Source organism: Halomonas sp. A40-4 (genome assembly GCF_015767635.1).
Taxonomy (GTDB): domain Bacteria; phylum Pseudomonadota; class Gammaproteobacteria; order Pseudomonadales; family Halomonadaceae; genus Vreelandella; species Vreelandella janggokensis.
This window is the reverse complement of sequence record NZ_CP065230.1, coordinates 2,212,692-2,228,852: the sequence shown is the minus strand read 5'-3', so window position 1 is coordinate 2,228,852 and position 16,161 is coordinate 2,212,692. Positions and strand designations below refer to the sequence as shown.

At 57.8% G+C, this 16,161-nt stretch carries 14 protein-coding genes; 5 read left to right on the top strand and 9 right to left on the bottom strand.

Going from position 1 to position 16,161, the window contains the following annotated elements:
- Window positions 1-51: 51 nt before the first annotated feature.
- The 9 genes from IT895_RS10410 to IT895_RS10370 all read right to left on the bottom strand — a co-directional run bounded on the left by IT895_RS10410 (window position 52) and on the right by IT895_RS10370 (window position 10,619).
- On the bottom strand, window positions 52-624 hold the full coding sequence (locus tag IT895_RS10410) for a hypothetical protein (RefSeq protein ID WP_442786517.1): 573 nt from the start codon (window positions 622-624) through the stop codon (window positions 52-54).
- A 36-nt stretch (window positions 625-660) separates the two neighbouring features.
- Window positions 661-1,494 (bottom strand): class I SAM-dependent methyltransferase, encoded by an 834-nt coding sequence (locus tag IT895_RS10405; RefSeq protein ID WP_199283423.1) that lies wholly within the window; start codon window positions 1,492-1,494, stop codon window positions 661-663.
- Between the two features lie 42 nt (window positions 1,495-1,536).
- Window positions 1,537-3,234: an AMP-binding protein gene (locus tag IT895_RS10400; RefSeq protein ID WP_199283422.1), complete on the bottom strand. Its 1,698-nt coding sequence runs from the start codon at window positions 3,232-3,234 to the stop codon at window positions 1,537-1,539.
- Window positions 3,235-3,293: 59 nt separating this feature from the next.
- Window positions 3,294-4,202, bottom strand: a complete 909-nt coding sequence (locus tag IT895_RS10395) for a hydroxymethylglutaryl-CoA lyase (protein ID WP_199283421.1) — start codon at window positions 4,200-4,202, stop codon at window positions 3,294-3,296.
- An 11-nt stretch (window positions 4,203-4,213) separates the two neighbouring features.
- On the bottom strand, window positions 4,214-6,295 hold the full coding sequence (locus IT895_RS10390; protein ID WP_267905853.1) for an acetyl/propionyl/methylcrotonyl-CoA carboxylase subunit alpha: 2,082 nt from the start codon (window positions 6,293-6,295) through the stop codon (window positions 4,214-4,216).
- Window positions 6,292-7,131, bottom strand: a complete 840-nt coding sequence (locus IT895_RS10385; RefSeq protein WP_199283420.1) for an enoyl-CoA hydratase/isomerase family protein — start codon at window positions 7,129-7,131, stop codon at window positions 6,292-6,294. Before IT895_RS10385 ends, IT895_RS10390 begins: the two co-directional genes overlap by 4 nt.
- 150 nt (window positions 7,132-7,281) lie before the next feature.
- Complete coding sequence (locus IT895_RS10380; RefSeq protein WP_066320094.1) at window positions 7,282-8,889, bottom strand: carboxyl transferase domain-containing protein; 1,608 nt, start codon at window positions 8,887-8,889, stop codon at window positions 7,282-7,284.
- A 22-nt stretch (window positions 8,890-8,911) separates the two neighbouring features.
- Window positions 8,912-10,081: an isovaleryl-CoA dehydrogenase gene (locus IT895_RS10375; RefSeq protein WP_066320097.1), complete on the bottom strand. Its 1,170-nt coding sequence runs from the start codon at window positions 10,079-10,081 to the stop codon at window positions 8,912-8,914.
- A gap of 88 nt (window positions 10,082-10,169) precedes the next feature.
- A complete protein-coding gene (locus IT895_RS10370) occupies window positions 10,170-10,619 on the bottom strand; it encodes a MerR family transcriptional regulator (RefSeq protein WP_066320101.1) in 450 nt (149 codons plus the stop codon).
- Between the two features lie 429 nt (window positions 10,620-11,048).
- Here IT895_RS10370 and IT895_RS10365 point away from each other — a divergent pair, with 429 nt between their 5' ends.
- From IT895_RS10365 to IT895_RS10345, 5 genes are all read left to right on the top strand, one after another.
- Window positions 11,049-11,840 (top strand): ABC transporter ATP-binding protein, encoded by a 792-nt coding sequence (locus tag IT895_RS10365; protein ID WP_199283419.1) that lies wholly within the window; start codon window positions 11,049-11,051, stop codon window positions 11,838-11,840.
- Window positions 11,837-12,595, top strand: coding sequence for an ABC transporter ATP-binding protein (locus IT895_RS10360; protein WP_199283418.1), 759 nt, complete (start codon window positions 11,837-11,839; stop codon window positions 12,593-12,595). The genes IT895_RS10365 and IT895_RS10360 overlap by 4 nt, the downstream gene beginning before the upstream one ends.
- Window positions 12,596-12,704: 109 nt before the next feature.
- Window positions 12,705-13,928, top strand: a complete 1,224-nt coding sequence (locus IT895_RS10355) for an ABC transporter substrate-binding protein (RefSeq protein WP_066320109.1) — start codon at window positions 12,705-12,707, stop codon at window positions 13,926-13,928.
- An 85-nt stretch (window positions 13,929-14,013) separates the two neighbouring features.
- Window positions 14,014-14,901 carry a branched-chain amino acid ABC transporter permease gene (locus tag IT895_RS10350; RefSeq protein WP_066320111.1) on the top strand — a complete coding sequence of 296 codons (888 nt, stop codon included), beginning with the start codon at window positions 14,014-14,016 and terminating at the stop codon, window positions 14,899-14,901.
- Between the two features lie 3 nt (window positions 14,902-14,904).
- Entirely contained in the window at window positions 14,905-15,903 is a 999-nt protein-coding gene (locus IT895_RS10345) for a branched-chain amino acid ABC transporter permease (protein ID WP_199283417.1), read from the top strand.
- Window positions 15,904-16,161 lie beyond the last annotated feature (258 nt).

Here is a 16,161-nt window from a genome sequence, read left to right as displayed (position 1 = left end):
ACAGATCAATGGGGCATCACAAGAACGCGAAGTAGGCTGTGGGGAAAAAAGTTAAAACGGCAGATGCAATGAAGCGCTGAGCATATTGAGATGATCAAGGGTGGGGTCATCGACCCGCTCGTATTCCAGGCGGCTGACGAGGCGGTCGACGGTGAGGGTGGCGCCAAACCCTTGCAGTAGGGCGGTGCCGCTTTCATCGATGTCTTGCATTGGCCGGTAGCTTTCACCGCGCCATTCAGTGAGGCCTGATTTTGCGTAAACGCTGAATGCCCCCATGCGGATGCCTGCCACCACAGCGCCGCCTAGGCTGAGGGTGTCCATGATCAACGGCTTAATACTTGATGAGATAGGCACTTCTTCGCTCTCGCGGTAGGCCAGTTCAGCGCCGATATCCAACTGGGGCAACTGCCATGGGCTGAAGCCAGCGGTTAACCGGAAGCCGCTGGTGTAACTGTCGATACTGCTCAGGTCGCTGCCTTCGAGGATGACGCCATTGTCCAGCTGCATTAACTCACTTTGCGGCAAGGCATACGACGTGGCGGGCGCGAACTCGTCAGCAGCATGGGCGCCAGCGTAAGGCACGGCGCAAAAAAGGAGGGTGCTTGCCAAGCGTTTCATTGGCATTTTTCTTACACCTAGAAGCGTAATGAAAGGGTAGACCTAGTAAGCGTAGCAACTGGCCTTGATTTCTACCAATTTAATTGCCCCATTGACCAGGTTTTCGACCAGGTGCTTGCCCATTTGGGTAAAGCGGTCGCCAAAAACCCACGCTGGTGAAAGTGCAGCTGACCGCGGGGTCTGTTCTTTTTGCAGTTGGCGCTGCCGCCACTCAAGGGCCGTATCGGTCCAGTCGTCGAGGTGTTGAATGTGAAAGCCCTTCGATTCGAGTAGATGGACTAATGCATCCTGGGTAAGTAAATGGGAATGCGCTGGTGAAGCCGCCCAAGGTACGGGGTAGACAAGGTCTTCCACGTTGGGGCCACTGATCACTTCGTGCATCACCAGTTGACCGTTCGCGCTCAGCACGCGGTGACATTCATCCATCACCCTGGCCGCATCGGGCATGTTGAGCAGGCTGTGCTGGAAGACCACCGCATCGAAACACCTCGAACCAAACGGCAAGGCACAGGCATCAGCAGTGACAGAGACAAGCGTCGGGCTGCCTGCGTTGACTGCCAGCGCGCTAAGCGATTGGTTGAGTACGTTAAACCGATGGGTGAGGTCGAGGCCGACCATGTGATAACCCAGCGTCGCTCCCTGGCGCATTAGCCCACCCAGACCAGCGCCAATATCCAGCACGCGTGTGGGGGCAACGGGGTCAATCAGGTTCAGCAACCTGGCGGACGCGGCCATGCCGCCAATATGCAGTTGGTCCAGGGGGGCAAGCTGGGGCAGCGTCGGTCCGTCAGGGTAATGGGCCCGGATTTGTTCAAGCACTTCGCGATCGCGCAGTGCCTGCTGGTAATGCGTCACCAGAGGCGAATGAAAAGCCATTTGATGCTCCTTCGCTAGCCGACGAGCCGCCAGCGTGTGCCGCTAGTCGTCTAACCCGAGCTCTTGAATGGAAATCTCGCGCATTTTGAATTTCTGGATCTTGCCGGTGACGGTCATCGGGAACTCATCGACGAATTTGAAGTAGCGCGGAATCTTGAAGTGGGTGATCTTGCCCTTGCAGTACTCGCGCAGTTCTTCCCCAGTGACTTCATCGGCGGTGCTGTTGAGCTTGACCCAGGCAATCAGCTCTTCGCCATACTTCTTGTCCGGCACACCGGTCACCTGTACTTCTGAAATGGCTGGGTGGGCGTAAAGGAATTCCTCGATCTCCTTGGGATAGACGTTTTCCCCGCCGCGAATCACCATGTCCTTGATGCGACCGACGATCTGGATGTAACCCTCTTCGTCCATGGTGGCCAGGTCGCCGGTGTGCATCCAGCCTGCTTCGTCAATCGCCTCCGCGGTGGCCTTGTCGTTGTTCCAGTACTTCAACATGACGCTGTAGCCGCGGGTACACAGCTCGCCGATTTCGCCACGGGGCAGAATACCGCCGTTGCCGGGGTCAACGATTTTGGTTTCCAGGTGCGGCTGGGTACGCCCCACGGTGGAAACGCGCTTATCAAGGCTGTCATCGGCACCGGTCTGGGTGGACACCGGGCTGGTTTCGGTCATGCCGTAGGCGATCTGCACGCCCTTCATGTTCATCTTGCTGATGACCTGCTTCATGATCTCGGCAGGGCAGATGGAACCCGCCATGATACCGGTGCGCAGCGACGAGAGGTCGGTATCAGGGAAATCCGGGTGATCCAGCTCGGCGATAAACATGGTGGGCACGCCGTACAGTGCGGTGGCTTTCTGTTCGTGCACCGCCTTTAGCACGGCGCCGGGGTCAAAGCCTTCATCAGGGTAGATCATGGCCGCACCATGGGTCATGCAGCCCAGGTTGCCCATCACCATGCCAAAGCAGTGATAGAGCGGCACCGGGATCACCAGGCGATCTTCGTTGGTAAAGCCCATGCTTTCAGCAACGAAGAAGCCATTGTTGAGAATGTTGTGGTGGGAGAGCGTCGCCCCTTTGGGGAAGCCCGTGGTACCCGAGGTGTACTGAATATTGATCGGGTCGTCGAACTGGAGCGTGGCCTGCAGGTCGTCAACGTCGGTTTGGCTGACGTGGCGAGACGCTTCCATCATGTCGGCCCAACGCCACATACCGGGGTGTTTATCGGCGCTTAAATTAATCACGCACTCAAGCTCGGGCAGCTTTTGTGACGTCAACTGGCCTTCGGTACAGGTGTTAAGTTCTGGCGCCAGTTCATACAGCATGGCGCTGTAGTCCGAGGTTTTGAAACGGTTGGCCGTCACCAGAAAGCGGGCACCGGATTGATTCAGCGCGTACTCCAATTCATGGGTCCGGTAGGAGGGATTAATATTGACCAGGATGGCGCCAATTTTGGCAGTGGCGAATTGGGTGACGGTCCATTCGCTGCAGTTGGGCGCCCAGATGCCCACACGATCACCTTTTTTGACGCCAATAGCCAGCAGGGCTCGGGCACAGCGGTTCACTTCATCCTGAAGCTCGCGGTAGCACCAGTGAATATTCTGGTGTAATGCAATCAAGGCGTCGTTATCCGGGTACTGCGCGGCGATCTGGTCAAATTTATCGCCAATGGTCATGCCCAGCAGCGGCTTGTGGGCGGTGCTGCTGGTGTAGCTTGGAAGGGTAAGTGCAGGTGATGCCATGGTATCTCTCCAAATATTATTGTCTTGTCCGAGCGAGGGCCGCGACGGTTTGTTGCTTGTTATGAGCTGGCGCGGCCTTTTGCCAGGGCGACTTTAGAGCTGGGCTTGCGGCCTAACTGGCCGGTAATCCAGTAGCCGGTATCGATCACGGCCTGCAGGTCGATGCCCGTTTGAATCCCCAGCCCTTCAAGCAGGTAGAGTACGTCTTCGGTGGCCACATTGCCGGAAGCGCCCTTGGCATAGGGGCAGCCGCCGAGCCCGGCGGTGGCGGCATCGATCACGCTGACGCCTTCTTCCATTACCGCGTAAAGATTCGCCAGCGCCATGCCGTAAGTATCGTGGAAATGAGCGGCCAGGAACTCGACGGGCACCTGCTGGCGCGTCGCCTCGATCATGCGCCTGGCAGCCAATGGGGTGCCCACACCAATGGTGTCGCCCAGTGAAATTTCGTAGCAGCCCATGTCATAAAGTGCCTTGGCTACCTCGGCCACCTTGCCAGGTGCTATCTCGCCCTCGTACGGACAGCCCAGCACGCAGGAGACGTAGCCGCGAACTCGAATGCCTGCCTCACGGGCGCGTTCCAGTACCGGTTCAAAGCGCGCCAGTGACTCGGCAATCGAGCAGTTGATATTTTTTTGCGAAAACGCTTCTGACGCGGCGCCAAAGACGGCCACTTCGTCAACGCCCGTTTCCAGGGCGTTCTCCAGGCCTTTCAGGTTGGGCGTCAGTGCAGAATAGACCACGCCTGGCTGGCGCTTGATGCCGCTCATTACCTCAGCCGCATCGCCCATTTGCGGCACCCACTTGGGTGACACAAAGCTGGCCGCTTCAATATGCGTCATACCCGCCTTGGCGAGGCGTTCGATCAGGGCGATTTTGGTCCCCGTGGGCACGATGCCCCCCGGCTCGTTTTGCAGGCCATCCCGGGGGGCCATCTCAAACAGCTTGACGGACGTAGGCAATGGCATAAGAGTGACTCCTATTCGTTGGCCGCAAAGTCGAGCAGCACAGCGCCCTGGCTGACCGTATCGCCAGCTTGAAAATGGAAAATCTCCACGCTGCCATCCGCGGGGGCGGTCATGGTGTGTTCCATCTTCATGGCTTCCATGACCATCAGCGGCATGCCTTTCTCGACGGCAATACCGGGCTCCACCAGCAAGGCGACCACCGTGCCGTTCATGGGGGCAGTGAGGGTGGATTCCGCTTCGTGGTGGCCGTGGTCAATGGCATCAATACGCCGCCAGAACAGGCGGGTTTCACCGCTGGGGTCGGCCATGATCACCACGTGCCCATCCCGGCGTGCCTGCAGGCGTTGGCGGTGGCCGTTCAGGGTGACGGCGACGGCGTCGCCGGTCAGCGGCTGTAGGCTGGCGGTGAGCGTTTCATCATTGATTGTCAGGTTCCAAAGTGACTCGCCAGCGTTGCGCTTGCCCTCGACGATGACCACCGCTTCATCGCTGTCGGGTGCTTGAGCACTTGCCGGGTCACACAGGGCGATGCGTATGGTGTGGGGCGCGTTGAGGCGAAAGCCGTCGTGGCGATCCCAGGGAGAGTCACTTTCGCATTCCTGGGCAAGCTGGTGCAGGCCGATCAGCGCGGCACTGGCATAGTCTTCCCGGCTATAGGTTCGCGGCGCGAATAGCGTGGCTTCGTTGCGCTCGATAAAGCGCGTATCCAGCTCCACGTTCTTGAAACCAGGGTGGGTCGCCAGGCGCATTAAAAAGGCACGGTTAGTGACCACCCCTTGAACGTCCAGCGCTGCAAGCGCGCGGTTAAGCGTCGCCAGCGCCGCATCGCGGTCGGGGCCGTGCACAATCAACTTGGCGAGCATGGGGTCGTAGTGCATCGATACCGCATCGCCGCTTTCCACACCGCTATCCAAGCGAACCTGATCGGCGTTCAAGCCTGCACCTTCCAGATCCAGTGCAAAGCGGGTAAGCAGGCCGGTGGCGGGGATGAAATCCTGGTCCGGGTCTTCAGCGTAAATACGTGCTTCAAAGCTATGGCCGGTGATGGCTAGCTCATCCTGATGACACGGGAGCCGTTCCCCCATGGCAACACGCAGTTGCCACTCGACCAGATCCTGGCCGGTGATCATCTCGGTGACCGGGTGCTCGACCTGGAGGCGGGTGTTCATCTCCATAAAGTAGAAGGAACCATCCGCGTCTAATAGAAACTCTACGGTGCCTGCACCCACGTAGCCGATCTCTTTTGCGGCACGCACCGCCGCATCGCCCATGGCGCTGCGCAGTTCCGCCGTCATGCCGGGAGCGGGGGCTTCTTCGATCACCTTTTGATGACGCCGCTGAACGCTGCAGTCACGCTCGAACAGGTAAACCCCGTTGCCGTGGCGGTCACAGAATACCTGCACTTCCACATGGCGGGGCTGCACCAGGTATTTTTCGATCAGCATGCGGTCGTCGCCGAAGGCGGCTTTGGACTCACGGCGGCAACCGTCTAACGCGGCCTGAAAGCCATCACCCGATTCAACCACGCGCATGCCTTTGCCACCGCCACCCGCGCTGGCTTTGAGCATGACCGGGTAGCCGATTCGGTCAGCTTCACTGCGCAGTAGGGTATCGTCCTGGTCATCCCCGTGGTAGCCAGGCACCAGCGGTACACCCGCATTGGCCATGCGCGCTTTGGCGGCGGATTTATCGCCCATGGCGGCAATGGCCGAGGCGGGCGGGCCCACAAAGGTAATGCCTGCTTCTTCAAGCGCTTTGACGAAACTGCCGTTCTCGGAAAGAAAGCCGTAGCCCGGGTGAATCGCGCCGGTGCCGGTGCGCTTGGCGGCGTCTATCACGGCGCCAATATTGAGATAGCTCTCACGCGCGGCAGCAGGGCCTAAGCGCACGGCCTCGTCGGCTTCGCGCACGTGGCGAGCGCTGGCATCGGCGTCGGAGTAGACGGCGACGGTTTTCAGGCCCATGCGGCGTGCCGTGCGCATTACTCGGCAGGCGATTTCGCCGCGGTTGGCGACCAGTAGGGTGTCAAAAGGTGTTGTGCGAGCAGCGTTGTCAGCTTTTTCTGTTGTGTTGATAGAGGGCGAATGGCTCATGAGCGACGCTCCGAAGCGTTAGATGTGTTATTGGAGTCGACCCAATCCGGGCGGCGCTTCTCAAAAAAGCTGGATAAACCCTCCTGGCCCTCCTGGCTTACCCGCAGCTGGGCGATGACCTGGCAGGTATGCTCGCGGGTGGCATCACTATCAGGCGTTTGAGCCACTGCGGCCATTAGCGCTTTGGTGGCACGCTGGGCCTGGGGCGAGCCTGCTAACAGCGTTGCCAACAGGGTCTCCACCTCGTCGTCCAACTTATCGTGCTCCACTACCAAGTGGACTAGACCAAGAGCGAGCGCCATTTCCGCGTCTATCACCTCGGCGGTTAGCGCATAGCGGCGCATTTGCCGCTCGCCCAGGGCGCGCTGCACATAGGGGCTGATGACGGCGGGCGAAAGGCCAGTCTTGACTTCCGACAGACAGAATTTGGCTTTTCCTGATGCAACCACTACATCACAGCAGGCGGCGAGCCCCACCGCGCCGCCAAAGGCGGCACCCTGAACGCGGCAAACCGTCGGGCAGGGCAGTGTGTCGAGACCGTGCATCAATGCGGCGAGTTTGCGGGAGTCGGCGAGGTTATCCTCCAGGTCGTAATCGACCATGCGTTTCATCCAGTTCAAATCGGCTCCGGCCGAGAAGCTCTTGCCTTCAGAGCCGAGTACCACCACGCGCACATCCCCTGCGTCCGCAAGCGAATGCAGCCGACTCAAGTGATCGTTCAGCTCGGCGATCAAACTGTCGTCGAAGGCGTTATGCACCTCGGGGCGGTTCAGGGTTAGCCAGGCGACGCCACGCTCGTCGATTTCGAGTCTTGAGTAGGAGGTGTTATCTGACATCTTGGACCTCGTTAGCAAAGCTGGAAGCTGCAAGAGCGGCGCTTCGCGCCTGGAAGCTGGAAGAAACCCCGATACCTTGCCGCCGAAGCGTGAGGACGAGACTTCCAGCTTATCGCTTCAAGCTTCTAGCTCCCTTGCGTAGCAAGGGGGTTACATTCGGAACACGCCAAAGCGTGTCTCTTCGACTTCGGCATTCATCGCGGCAGCCAGTGAAAGCCCCAGCACATCGCGGGTTTGCAGCGGGTCAATCACGCCGTCATCCCAAAGGCGGGCGCTGGCGTAGTAGGGATGGCCCTGGTGCTCGTACTGCTCGCGGGTGGGTTGCTTGAAGGCTTCTTCTTCCTCCGGCGTCCACTCGCGGCCTTCGCGCTCGTACTGCTCGCGTTTCACCTGGGAAAGCACGCCCGCGGCCTGTTCACCCCCCATCACGGAAATGCGCGCATTGGGCCACATGAACAGCAGGTTGGGGTCATAGGCGCGGCCGCACATGCCGTAGTTACCGGCGCCGAAGCTGCCGCCAATCAGGACGGTGTATTTGGGCACCTTGGCGCAGGCCACGGCGGTGACCAGCTTGGCGCCGTGCTTGGCAATACCTTCATGCTCGTACTTGGAGCCGACCATAAAGCCGGTAATGTTCTGCAGGAAGATCAGCGGAATCTTGCGCTGGGCGCACAGCTCGATAAAGTGCGCACCCTTAACCGCACTTTCGGAAAACAGCACGCCGTTATTGGCCACGATGCCTACCGGGTAGCCGTGAATATGGGCGAAGCCGGTGACCAGGGTGTCGCCGTAGTAACGCTTGAACTCGTCGAAGTCGGAGCCGTCGACGATGCGGCCAATGACTTCCCGCACGTCATAGGGTTTTTTAAGGTCGGTGCCGACAATGCCATACAGCTCGGAAGGATCGAGCTTTGGGGGCTTGGGCGCCTGCATAGCGAGCTGGCCGCGCTTTTGCCAGTTCAAGCGTGATACGCAGGCACGGGCCAACTGTAGTGCGTGGGCGTCGTTTTCCGCATAGTGATCGGCCACGCCGCTGACCTTGGCGTGCACGTCGGCACCACCCAGGTCTTCAGCGCTGATGCTCTCGCCGGTGGCGGCTTTTACCAGCGGCGGGCCGCCGAGGAAAATCGTGCCCTGTTCTTTGACGATAATCGACTCATCCGCCATGGCGGGTACATAGGCGCCGCCCGCGGTACAGGAGCCCATCACCACGGCAATTTGCGGGATGCCCTCGGCGGAGAGGGTCGCCTGGTTGTAGAAGATGCGCCCGAAATGTTCACGGTCGGGGAAGACTTCATCCTGGCGGGGCAGGAAGGCGCCGCCGGAATCGACCAGATAGATGCATGGCAGGCGATGCTTGCGGGCGATCTCCTGGGCGCGAATATGTTTTTTGACCGTCAGCGGAAAGTAAGTGCCGCCTTTCACCGTGGCGTCGTTGGCGACGATCACGCACTCGACGCCGGAAACGCGGCCAATGCCTGTGACCACCCCTGCCGCCGGGATCTCGCTTTCATACACGTGGTGGGCGGCAAGCGCTGAAAATTCGAGAAACGGTGAGCCTTCATCGATCAAATGATCGATACGGTCACGCACGAAAAGTTTGCCGCGGCTTTCGTGACGCTCCCGGGCCTTGGCGCCGCCGCCCTGGGAGATGGCCGCGGTCAGTTCACGCAGTTTGTTGACTTCACCGAGCATGGAGGCTTCGTTGGCTTGAAACACATCGCTGCGGGGATTGATTTGGCTATTCACGGTGCTCATGGCGCGGCCCTGCTGATGTTCGTTAAAGGGTTTCAGTGAAGAGTTCGCGACCGATCAGCATCCGCCGAATCTCGCTGGTACCTGCGCCAATTTCATACAGTTTGGCGTCACGCAGCAGGCGGCCAGTGGGGTACTCGTTGATATAGCCGTTGCCGCCGAGTAGCTGAATCGCATCCAGTGCTACCTGGGTGGCTTTTTCCGCGCAGTAGAGAATCACCCCGGCAGCGTCTTTGCGGGAAGTCTGGCCGCGGTCGCAGGCTCCTGCCACGGCATACAGATAGGCCCGGCAGGCGTTCAGGGTGGTATACATATCCGCTACCTTGCCCTGCACCAGTTGGAACTCGCCAATCGACTGGTTGAACTGCTTGCGCTCGTGGATATAGGGCAGCACCACATCCATGGCGGCCTGCATGATGCCGATGGGGCCGGCCGCGAGCACGGTGCGCTCGTAATCCAGGCCGCTCATCAGTACGCGAACGCCTTTGCCCTCATCGCCCAGAATATTCTCGGCGGGCACGGCGCAGTCCTGGAACACCAGCTCGCAGGTGTTGGAGCCGCGCATGCCCAGCTTGTCGAGCTTCTGGGCGGTCGAGAAGCCGGGCATGTCTTTTTCGATAATAAAGGCGGTAATGCCTTTGGAACCGGCGTCCGGGTCGGTCTTGGCGTAGACCACCAGTACATCCGCGTCCGGGCCGTTGGTGATCCACATCTTGTTGCCGTTGAGAATGTAGTGGTCGCCATCGCGTTTAGCACGCAACTGCATGGAAACCACATCGGAACCGGCGCCGGGTTCTGACATGGCCAGCGCCCCCACATGGTCGCCGCTGATCAATTTGGGCAGGTACTTGGCCTTCTGCTCGGCGGAGGCGTTGATCTTGATCTGGTTGACGCACAGGTTGGAGTGGGCGCCGTAGGAGAGCGCCACCGAGGCGCTGGCGCGGGAAATTTCTTCCATGGCGATACAATGGGCGAGATAGCCCATACCGCTGCCACCATCTTCTTCAGAAACGGTAATCCCCAACAAGCCCATGTCGCCAAACTTCTTCCATAGGTCGTTGGGAAATTCATTGCTCTGGTCGATCTCGGCAGCGCGGGGGGCGATCTCGCTAGCGGCGAAGGCGTTGACCTGCTCGCGCAGCATATTCAGCTCGTCATCAAGACCGAAATTGAGTTCTGAGTAGTGTGAAAACATGGTCAATCACCTGTTGTTCATTGTGTTGATAGTGATATTTAAAAGTGTGTTGGTAAGCGCGCTGGCGGTATCTAGTGCCGTTATCCGTTCAATGCGTGGTCGCGGATGAAGAGGGCGATGTTGTATCGGTTTCCGTCTGCTCTTCTTCGCGTTGCTTTTGATTCAGTTCTTCCAGCGCCTGGCGGCAGCGAATTTCTGCGCTTTCGAGCTCAAGCTGGACCATGGTGATGTCTTTCATCTGTTGGTCGAGCGCCGCCCTGCGCTCGGCGATCTTGCTGAGCATTAAATTCAGCTGTTTTTTACTACCGCTGCGGGTCTCGTCCCAGAGCTCGAACAGCTCGCGGATTTCGGCGAGTGAAAAGCCAAGACGTTTACCACGAATGGTCAGCTTGAGTCGCACCCGATCCTTACTGCTGTAGACTCGGGTTTGCCCACGGCGGGTGGGGTGAAGCAACTCCTGATCTTCGTAGAAACGGATGCTGCGGGTGGTCAAATCAAATTCGTTGGCCAATTCACTGATCGAGTAGGTTTTGCTCATGGTGACGTTCTCTCAAAAGGGCATTGTTCCCAAGAATCATTCTTAAGGCATACCTTCTATGGAACACTGCCAGTGAGGCTAAAACAAGTTTACGTTAACGTAAAGCATATCTTGTTTTCTTTGTTTTGCTGATGAAAATTGCCAATCTTCTGAATTTTCAGTTGTTTTTGTAAAACATGGTTAGTGTCTTTCCCTTGCGTAGACCAAAGTTGTAATTGTAATTACCTGACAGAGGTTGCTAGTTTGCACCTACACCTTACGTTAAGGTAAGAATATGTTGCCAGCTAACGAATTCTGTTTCTGCAAGTTGATAGAGGTCGATAGAGGCTGGTGTAAAGAAGTCACTGGAACATGAGGCATGCATCAGCATGCCATCGTGGGTCAGGGGGCTCTAAGTCAGCACAAGAACAACAAGAGGCTTACCACTTCATGTGTGCAGACGATGTCCGGAAAGTGCCCGTTCTCGAAACGCGCGGGTTGACCAAAGAGTTTCGTGGTTTTACAGCGGTGGACGATGTCAATCTCCAGGTACAGGAAGGGCATATCCACGCCTTGATAGGGCCTAACGGCGCGGGCAAAACCACAGTTTTCAATCTGCTGACCAAATTTCTACCCCCTACCCGCGGAGAGATTCTCTATCGGGGTAACCCCATTACCTCGATGAAATCCAATGAGATCGCGCGATTGGGTCTGGTGCGCTCCTTCCAGATTTCAGCCGTCTTTGCCCATATGACCGCGCTGGAGAACGTGCGGGTGGCGCTCCAGCGTAAGTTGGGTACCTCGTTTCACTTCTGGAAGTCAGAGAAATCGCTGGATCACCTCAATGAGCGTGCCCTCGAATTACTGGAAGAGGTGGGGCTTGGCGAGTATGCCGATACGCTAACCGTTGAGATGCCTTACGGGCGCAAGCGGGCATTGGAAGTCGCCACCACGCTGGCCCTTGATCCGACCATGATGCTGCTGGATGAACCCACCCAAGGCATGGGCGCAGAAGACGTCGACCGCATCGTGGCCTTGATCAAGCGGGTATCGAAAGGCCGTACCGTCTTGATGGTAGAGCATAATCTGAGCGTGGTGAGCCGCCTGTGCGATCGTATTACCGTTCTGGCGCGGGGGGCCGTGTTGGCCGAGGGCGATTACGACAACGTTTCCCGTAACCCGCTAGTGCGCGAAGCCTATATGGGCAGCGACGCCGTCGAAGAGGAAGGAGCTGCCGTATGAATACCGCTGAAGCGCAGGCACCTATCGATCAGGCACCTGGCGATAATGTTCAAGGCCTGGAAATGCTGCGCGTACAGGATCTGCATGCCTTTTATGGCGAGTCGCATATCCTCCACGGGATCGATTTCGACGTAAAGCGCGGTGAACTGGTGACCTTGCTGGGCCGCAACGGCGCCGGGCGTAGCACTACCCTGAAAGCCATCATGAACATGGTAGGGCGGCGTTCCGGCTCGATCGTCATCAACGGTAACGAAACACTGCACATGAAGCCGCACCATATCCCGCGCCTGGGCATTGGTTATTGCCCGGAAGAGCGTGGCATTTTTGCCAGCCTTGATGTGCATGAAAACCTTTTACTGCCACCTACTGTGCGTTCAGACGGCATGAGTCTCGATGAAATCTACGCCATGTTTCCTAACCTCTACGAGCGGCGTAGAAGCCAGGGTACCCGGCTTTCCGGCGGTGAACAGCAGATGCTGGCGATGGCGCGTATTTTGCGCACGGGCGCGCGGATGCTGTTGCTGGATGAAATTACCGAAGGCCTCGCGCCGGTGATTGTGCAAAAGCTCGGTGAGGTGCTGGAACAGCTCAAGGCGCGTGGCATGACCATTGTGCTGGTGGAGCAAAACTTTCGTTTTGCCGCGCCGCTGGCGGATCGCCACTTCGTCATGGAGCACGGGCAGATCGTCGAGGAAATCAGCGCAGCCGAGCTGCCAAGCCGCCGTGAGCATCTCAATTCAATGCTGGGGGTATAACCCGACACGGTTTTCAAGCTTTATTTCACAAGCCACATGCTTGACCAAGCACGCTTGATATTTCGCCTGTATCACAACAACAAAGGCTCTCTAGAGTCAGGAGAATAGCATGACATTTAACAAGAAAACGCTAGCCTGCTGTGTTGCCGCGGCGGCAGCCACCAGCCTGATGGCCTCGAATGCCCAGGCGCAAATGAGTGACGACGAAGTGCGTATTGGCTATTTAGCCGATATGTCGGGTACCTACCGTGATCTTGCTGGCCCTGGTGGCTTAACCGCCATGGAAATGGCGGTTGAGGACTTTGGCGGCAGCGTCAACGGCGCGCCCATCGTTATTTCCAGTGCTGATGATCGCAACAGTGCTGACGTCGGCGCCAATACCGTGCGCGGCTGGATCGACGAGGACAACGTCGACATGGTTGGCGGCCTGGTGGCGTCATCGGTGTCGATCGCCGTCAGCAATGTGATCGAAGAAAACGATGGCCTGGCGATTGTGTCTGGCTCTGCGGCGTCGAGTATCACCAACGAGCACTGCACGCCTAATCACATTCATTGGGTATACGACACTTACCCGCTCGCCAACGGTACCGCTAAAGCGGTGGTGGATCAGGGCGGTGACAGCTGGTTCATGTTGACGGCGGATTATGCCTTCGGTCATGCGTTGGAAGCCGATGTAACCAGCGTGGTGGAGGCGAATGGCGGTGAAATTGTTGGTGGTGTCCGGCACCCGTTCCCGACCAACGATTTCTCATCCTATATCCTTCAGGCCCAGGGTTCAGGTGCCAAGATTGTGGGCCTGGCCAATGCGGGCTCCGATACGGTCAATGCCATCACCACGGCGAGCCAGTTTGGTCTGACGCAATCCGGGCAGCAGTTGGCAGGCCTGCTGATTTTCCTTAACGATGTGCACGCGCTTGGCCTGGAAGCCACCCAGAACCTGCTGCTGACTACTGGCTGGTATTGGGACATGGACGATCAGTCACGCGAGTGGGCGGAGCGCTACTACGCAGAAGAAGAACGCATGCCGACCATGGTGCAGGCAGGTATCTACTCAAGCACCATGCATTACCTGAAAGCCGTTGAAGCCGCTGGGACCGACGACCCTGAAACCGTTCGTGCCCAGATGGCGGAGATGCCGATCGATGATTTCTTCGCTCGCAACGGTCGTATTCGTGAAGACGGCCGCATGATCCATGACATGTACCTGGCCCAGGTGAAAACCCCTGAGGAATCTACCGGTGAATGGGATCTTTACGAAATCCTCAGCACCATTCCCGCCGAAGAAGCTTACCGTCCGCTGTCTGAGAGTCAGTGCGAACTGGTGCAGAACTAAATCAGCCCAGAGGTAATAAACAAGCATCCATCTTCGGGTAGCAGTCGTTGGCTGCTACCCGCTTGATGTCGGGGAGAGTCGTACCATGACGATGATATTCGGCGTGCCATTGGCCGTTTTCCTGGGGCAACTGACACTGGGCCTTGTGAACGGTGCTTTTTACGCACTGCTCAGCCTGGGTCTGGCGGTCATCTTCGGTCTGTTGAAGATCGTCAACTTTGCCCACGGAGCGCAATACATGCTGGGCGCTTTTGCCGCGCTGCTGGGCTTTCGCTATTTAGGCATCAATTACTGGCTGGCGCTTGTGTTGGTGCCGCTTGTTGTGGGGGCTTTCGGTATGTTGATGGAGCGCTTTTTGCTTCGTCGTATTGCTCACCTGGACCATTTGTACGGCCTATTGCTGACCTTTGGTCTGGCGCTGATATTCGAGGGCACGCTGGTCAATATTTTCGGCGTTTCTGGCGCGCGCTATACCGCCCCTGAAGCGCTACAGGGCGGTATGAACCTGGGCTTCATGTTCCTGCCCGTGTATCGGGGGTGGGTGCTGGTGGCGGCCCTGGCGATGTGCCTGTTCACCTGGTTCATGATCGAGCGGACCCGGCTGGGGGCCTATCTTCGCGCGGGGACAGAAAACTCCCAGCTGATGCAGGCGTTTGGCGTTAACGTGCCCTTGCTGATTACCTTGACCTATGGCTTTGGCGTTGGTCTGGCTGCCTTTGCCGGTGTGCTGGCGGCGCCGTTGTATCCGGTATCGCCGACCATGGGCTCCAGCCTGCTGATCGTGGTGTTTGCCGTGGTGGTGATCGGCGGAATGGGGTCGATTCTGGGGGCGATTATCACCGGGTTGTCGATGGGAATCATCGAAGGGCTAACAAAAGTTTATTACCCCGAGGCAGCCAATACGGTGATCTTTCTGGTGATGATTCTGGTTCTGTTATTACGCCCCTCAGGGCTGTTCGGTAAGGAGGCGTAAACCATGACGCAATCTCAACACGAAGCCATAGCCGCGCCGTCGATGGTCGTCGAGCGGCAGCGTCGGGCCAAGCAGCGCCGCACCATGTTCTATCTCGCGCTGATCGCGATAGGGTTGGTCGCCCCGTTTCTGGCCTATCCTGTCTTCTTGATGAAAATTCTCTGTTTTGCACTGTTTGCCTGTGCATTCAATCTGCTACTTGGCTACGCGGGGCTGCTTTCGTTTGGGCATGCGGCCTTTCTGGCGAGTGGCGGTTACGTCACCGGTTATCTGTTGGCCAGCTACCCTGGACTCACGCCAGAGGTGGGAATTATCGCAGGCACGTTTTCAGCGACGCTGTTGGGAATACTGTTCGGCGTGCTGTCGATCCGCCGCCAGGGCATCTACTTTGCCATGGTGACCTTGGCGCTGGCGCAACTGATGTTCTTCGTCTACATCCAGGCGCCCTTTACCGGTGGAGAAGATGGGCTTCACGGCGTACCGCGGGGCGAGCTGCTGGGCTTTATCGACCTGAGTAATAATGTCGCCATGTACTATTTCGTGTTTGCGATCTTCCTGTTTGGCTTTGCGTTGATTCAGCGCGCGGTGCATTCGCCATTCGGGCAGGTATTAAAAGCGATTCGCGAAAACGAACCCCGGGCGGTCTCGCTGGGCTATAACGTGGATGCCTACAAGCTACTCGCCTTCGTGCTGTCTGCCGCGATCGCGGGGCTGGCGGGTTCCACCAAGACCGTGGTGTTTCAATTGGCGTCGCTGACCGATGCCCACTGGCATATGTCGGGCGAGGTGATTCTGATGACGCTGCTGGGTGGGGTCGGCACCTTGCTCGGCCCTGTGATGGGGGCAAGCCTGGTGGTCAGCCTTCAGCATATCCTTGCGCAATCACCGCTGGGTAATTGGGTGAGCGTCATCCTGGGGATCATTTTCGTGGTCTGCGTGCTGAGTTTCCGCAGCGGCATTGTGGGGGAGCTTGGCAAGATGTACCGCAAAAACTTTAAGTAAATACCCGCTGCTTTATCGACAAAGCGGGTCGCGTCTGTCCGTTGTTGGGTGCCATTCGGCACCCTTTTTTGATCAGGAAGCCGTCTACGCCAAAGGTCGAGGGGGAGGGTGGTTGCTTATGGCAGGGTTAAAATATAAGTTAACGTAAACGTCAATTAGCGTGTTTGGCTTTTCGTCATCCCCGCTTGAAGAACACAATCACAATATCGAAAGCGCCCCCTTGAGGCTTGTTAAAGGGGGCGGCTTTCAGCGGAGCGT

Coding starts and splice junctions, on each gene's coding strand:
- IT895_RS10370 (WP_066320101.1), bottom strand. CDS start 10,619: ATGAGCAAAACCTACTCGATCAGTGAATTGGCCAACGAATTTGATTTG.
- IT895_RS10350 (WP_066320111.1), top strand. CDS start 14,014: ATGACGATGATATTCGGCGTGCCATTGGCCGTTTTCCTGGGGCAACTG.
- IT895_RS10390 (WP_267905853.1), bottom strand. CDS start 6,295: ATGAGCCATTCGCCCTCTATCAACACAACAGAAAAAGCTGACAACGCT.
- IT895_RS10355 (WP_066320109.1), top strand. CDS start 12,705: ATGACATTTAACAAGAAAACGCTAGCCTGCTGTGTTGCCGCGGCGGCA.
- IT895_RS10360 (WP_199283418.1), top strand. CDS start 11,837: ATGAATACCGCTGAAGCGCAGGCACCTATCGATCAGGCACCTGGCGAT.
- IT895_RS10410 (WP_442786517.1), bottom strand. CDS start 624: ATGCCAATGAAACGCTTGGCAAGCACCCTCCTTTTTTGCGCCGTGCCT.
- IT895_RS10375 (WP_066320097.1), bottom strand. CDS start 10,081: ATGTTTTCACACTACTCAGAACTCAATTTCGGTCTTGATGACGAGCTG.
- IT895_RS10400 (WP_199283422.1), bottom strand. CDS start 3,234: ATGGCATCACCTGCACTTACCCTTCCAAGCTACACCAGCAGCACCGCC.
- IT895_RS10345 (WP_199283417.1), top strand. CDS start 14,905: ATGACGCAATCTCAACACGAAGCCATAGCCGCGCCGTCGATGGTCGTC.
- IT895_RS10395 (WP_199283421.1), bottom strand. CDS start 4,202: ATGCCATTGCCTACGTCCGTCAAGCTGTTTGAGATGGCCCCCCGGGAT.
- IT895_RS10385 (WP_199283420.1), bottom strand. CDS start 7,131: ATGTCAGATAACACCTCCTACTCAAGACTCGAAATCGACGAGCGTGGC.
- IT895_RS10380 (WP_066320094.1), bottom strand. CDS start 8,889: ATGAGCACCGTGAATAGCCAAATCAATCCCCGCAGCGATGTGTTTCAA.
- IT895_RS10365 (WP_199283419.1), top strand. CDS start 11,049: ATGTGTGCAGACGATGTCCGGAAAGTGCCCGTTCTCGAAACGCGCGGG.
- IT895_RS10405 (WP_199283423.1), bottom strand. CDS start 1,494: ATGGCTTTTCATTCGCCTCTGGTGACGCATTACCAGCAGGCACTGCGC.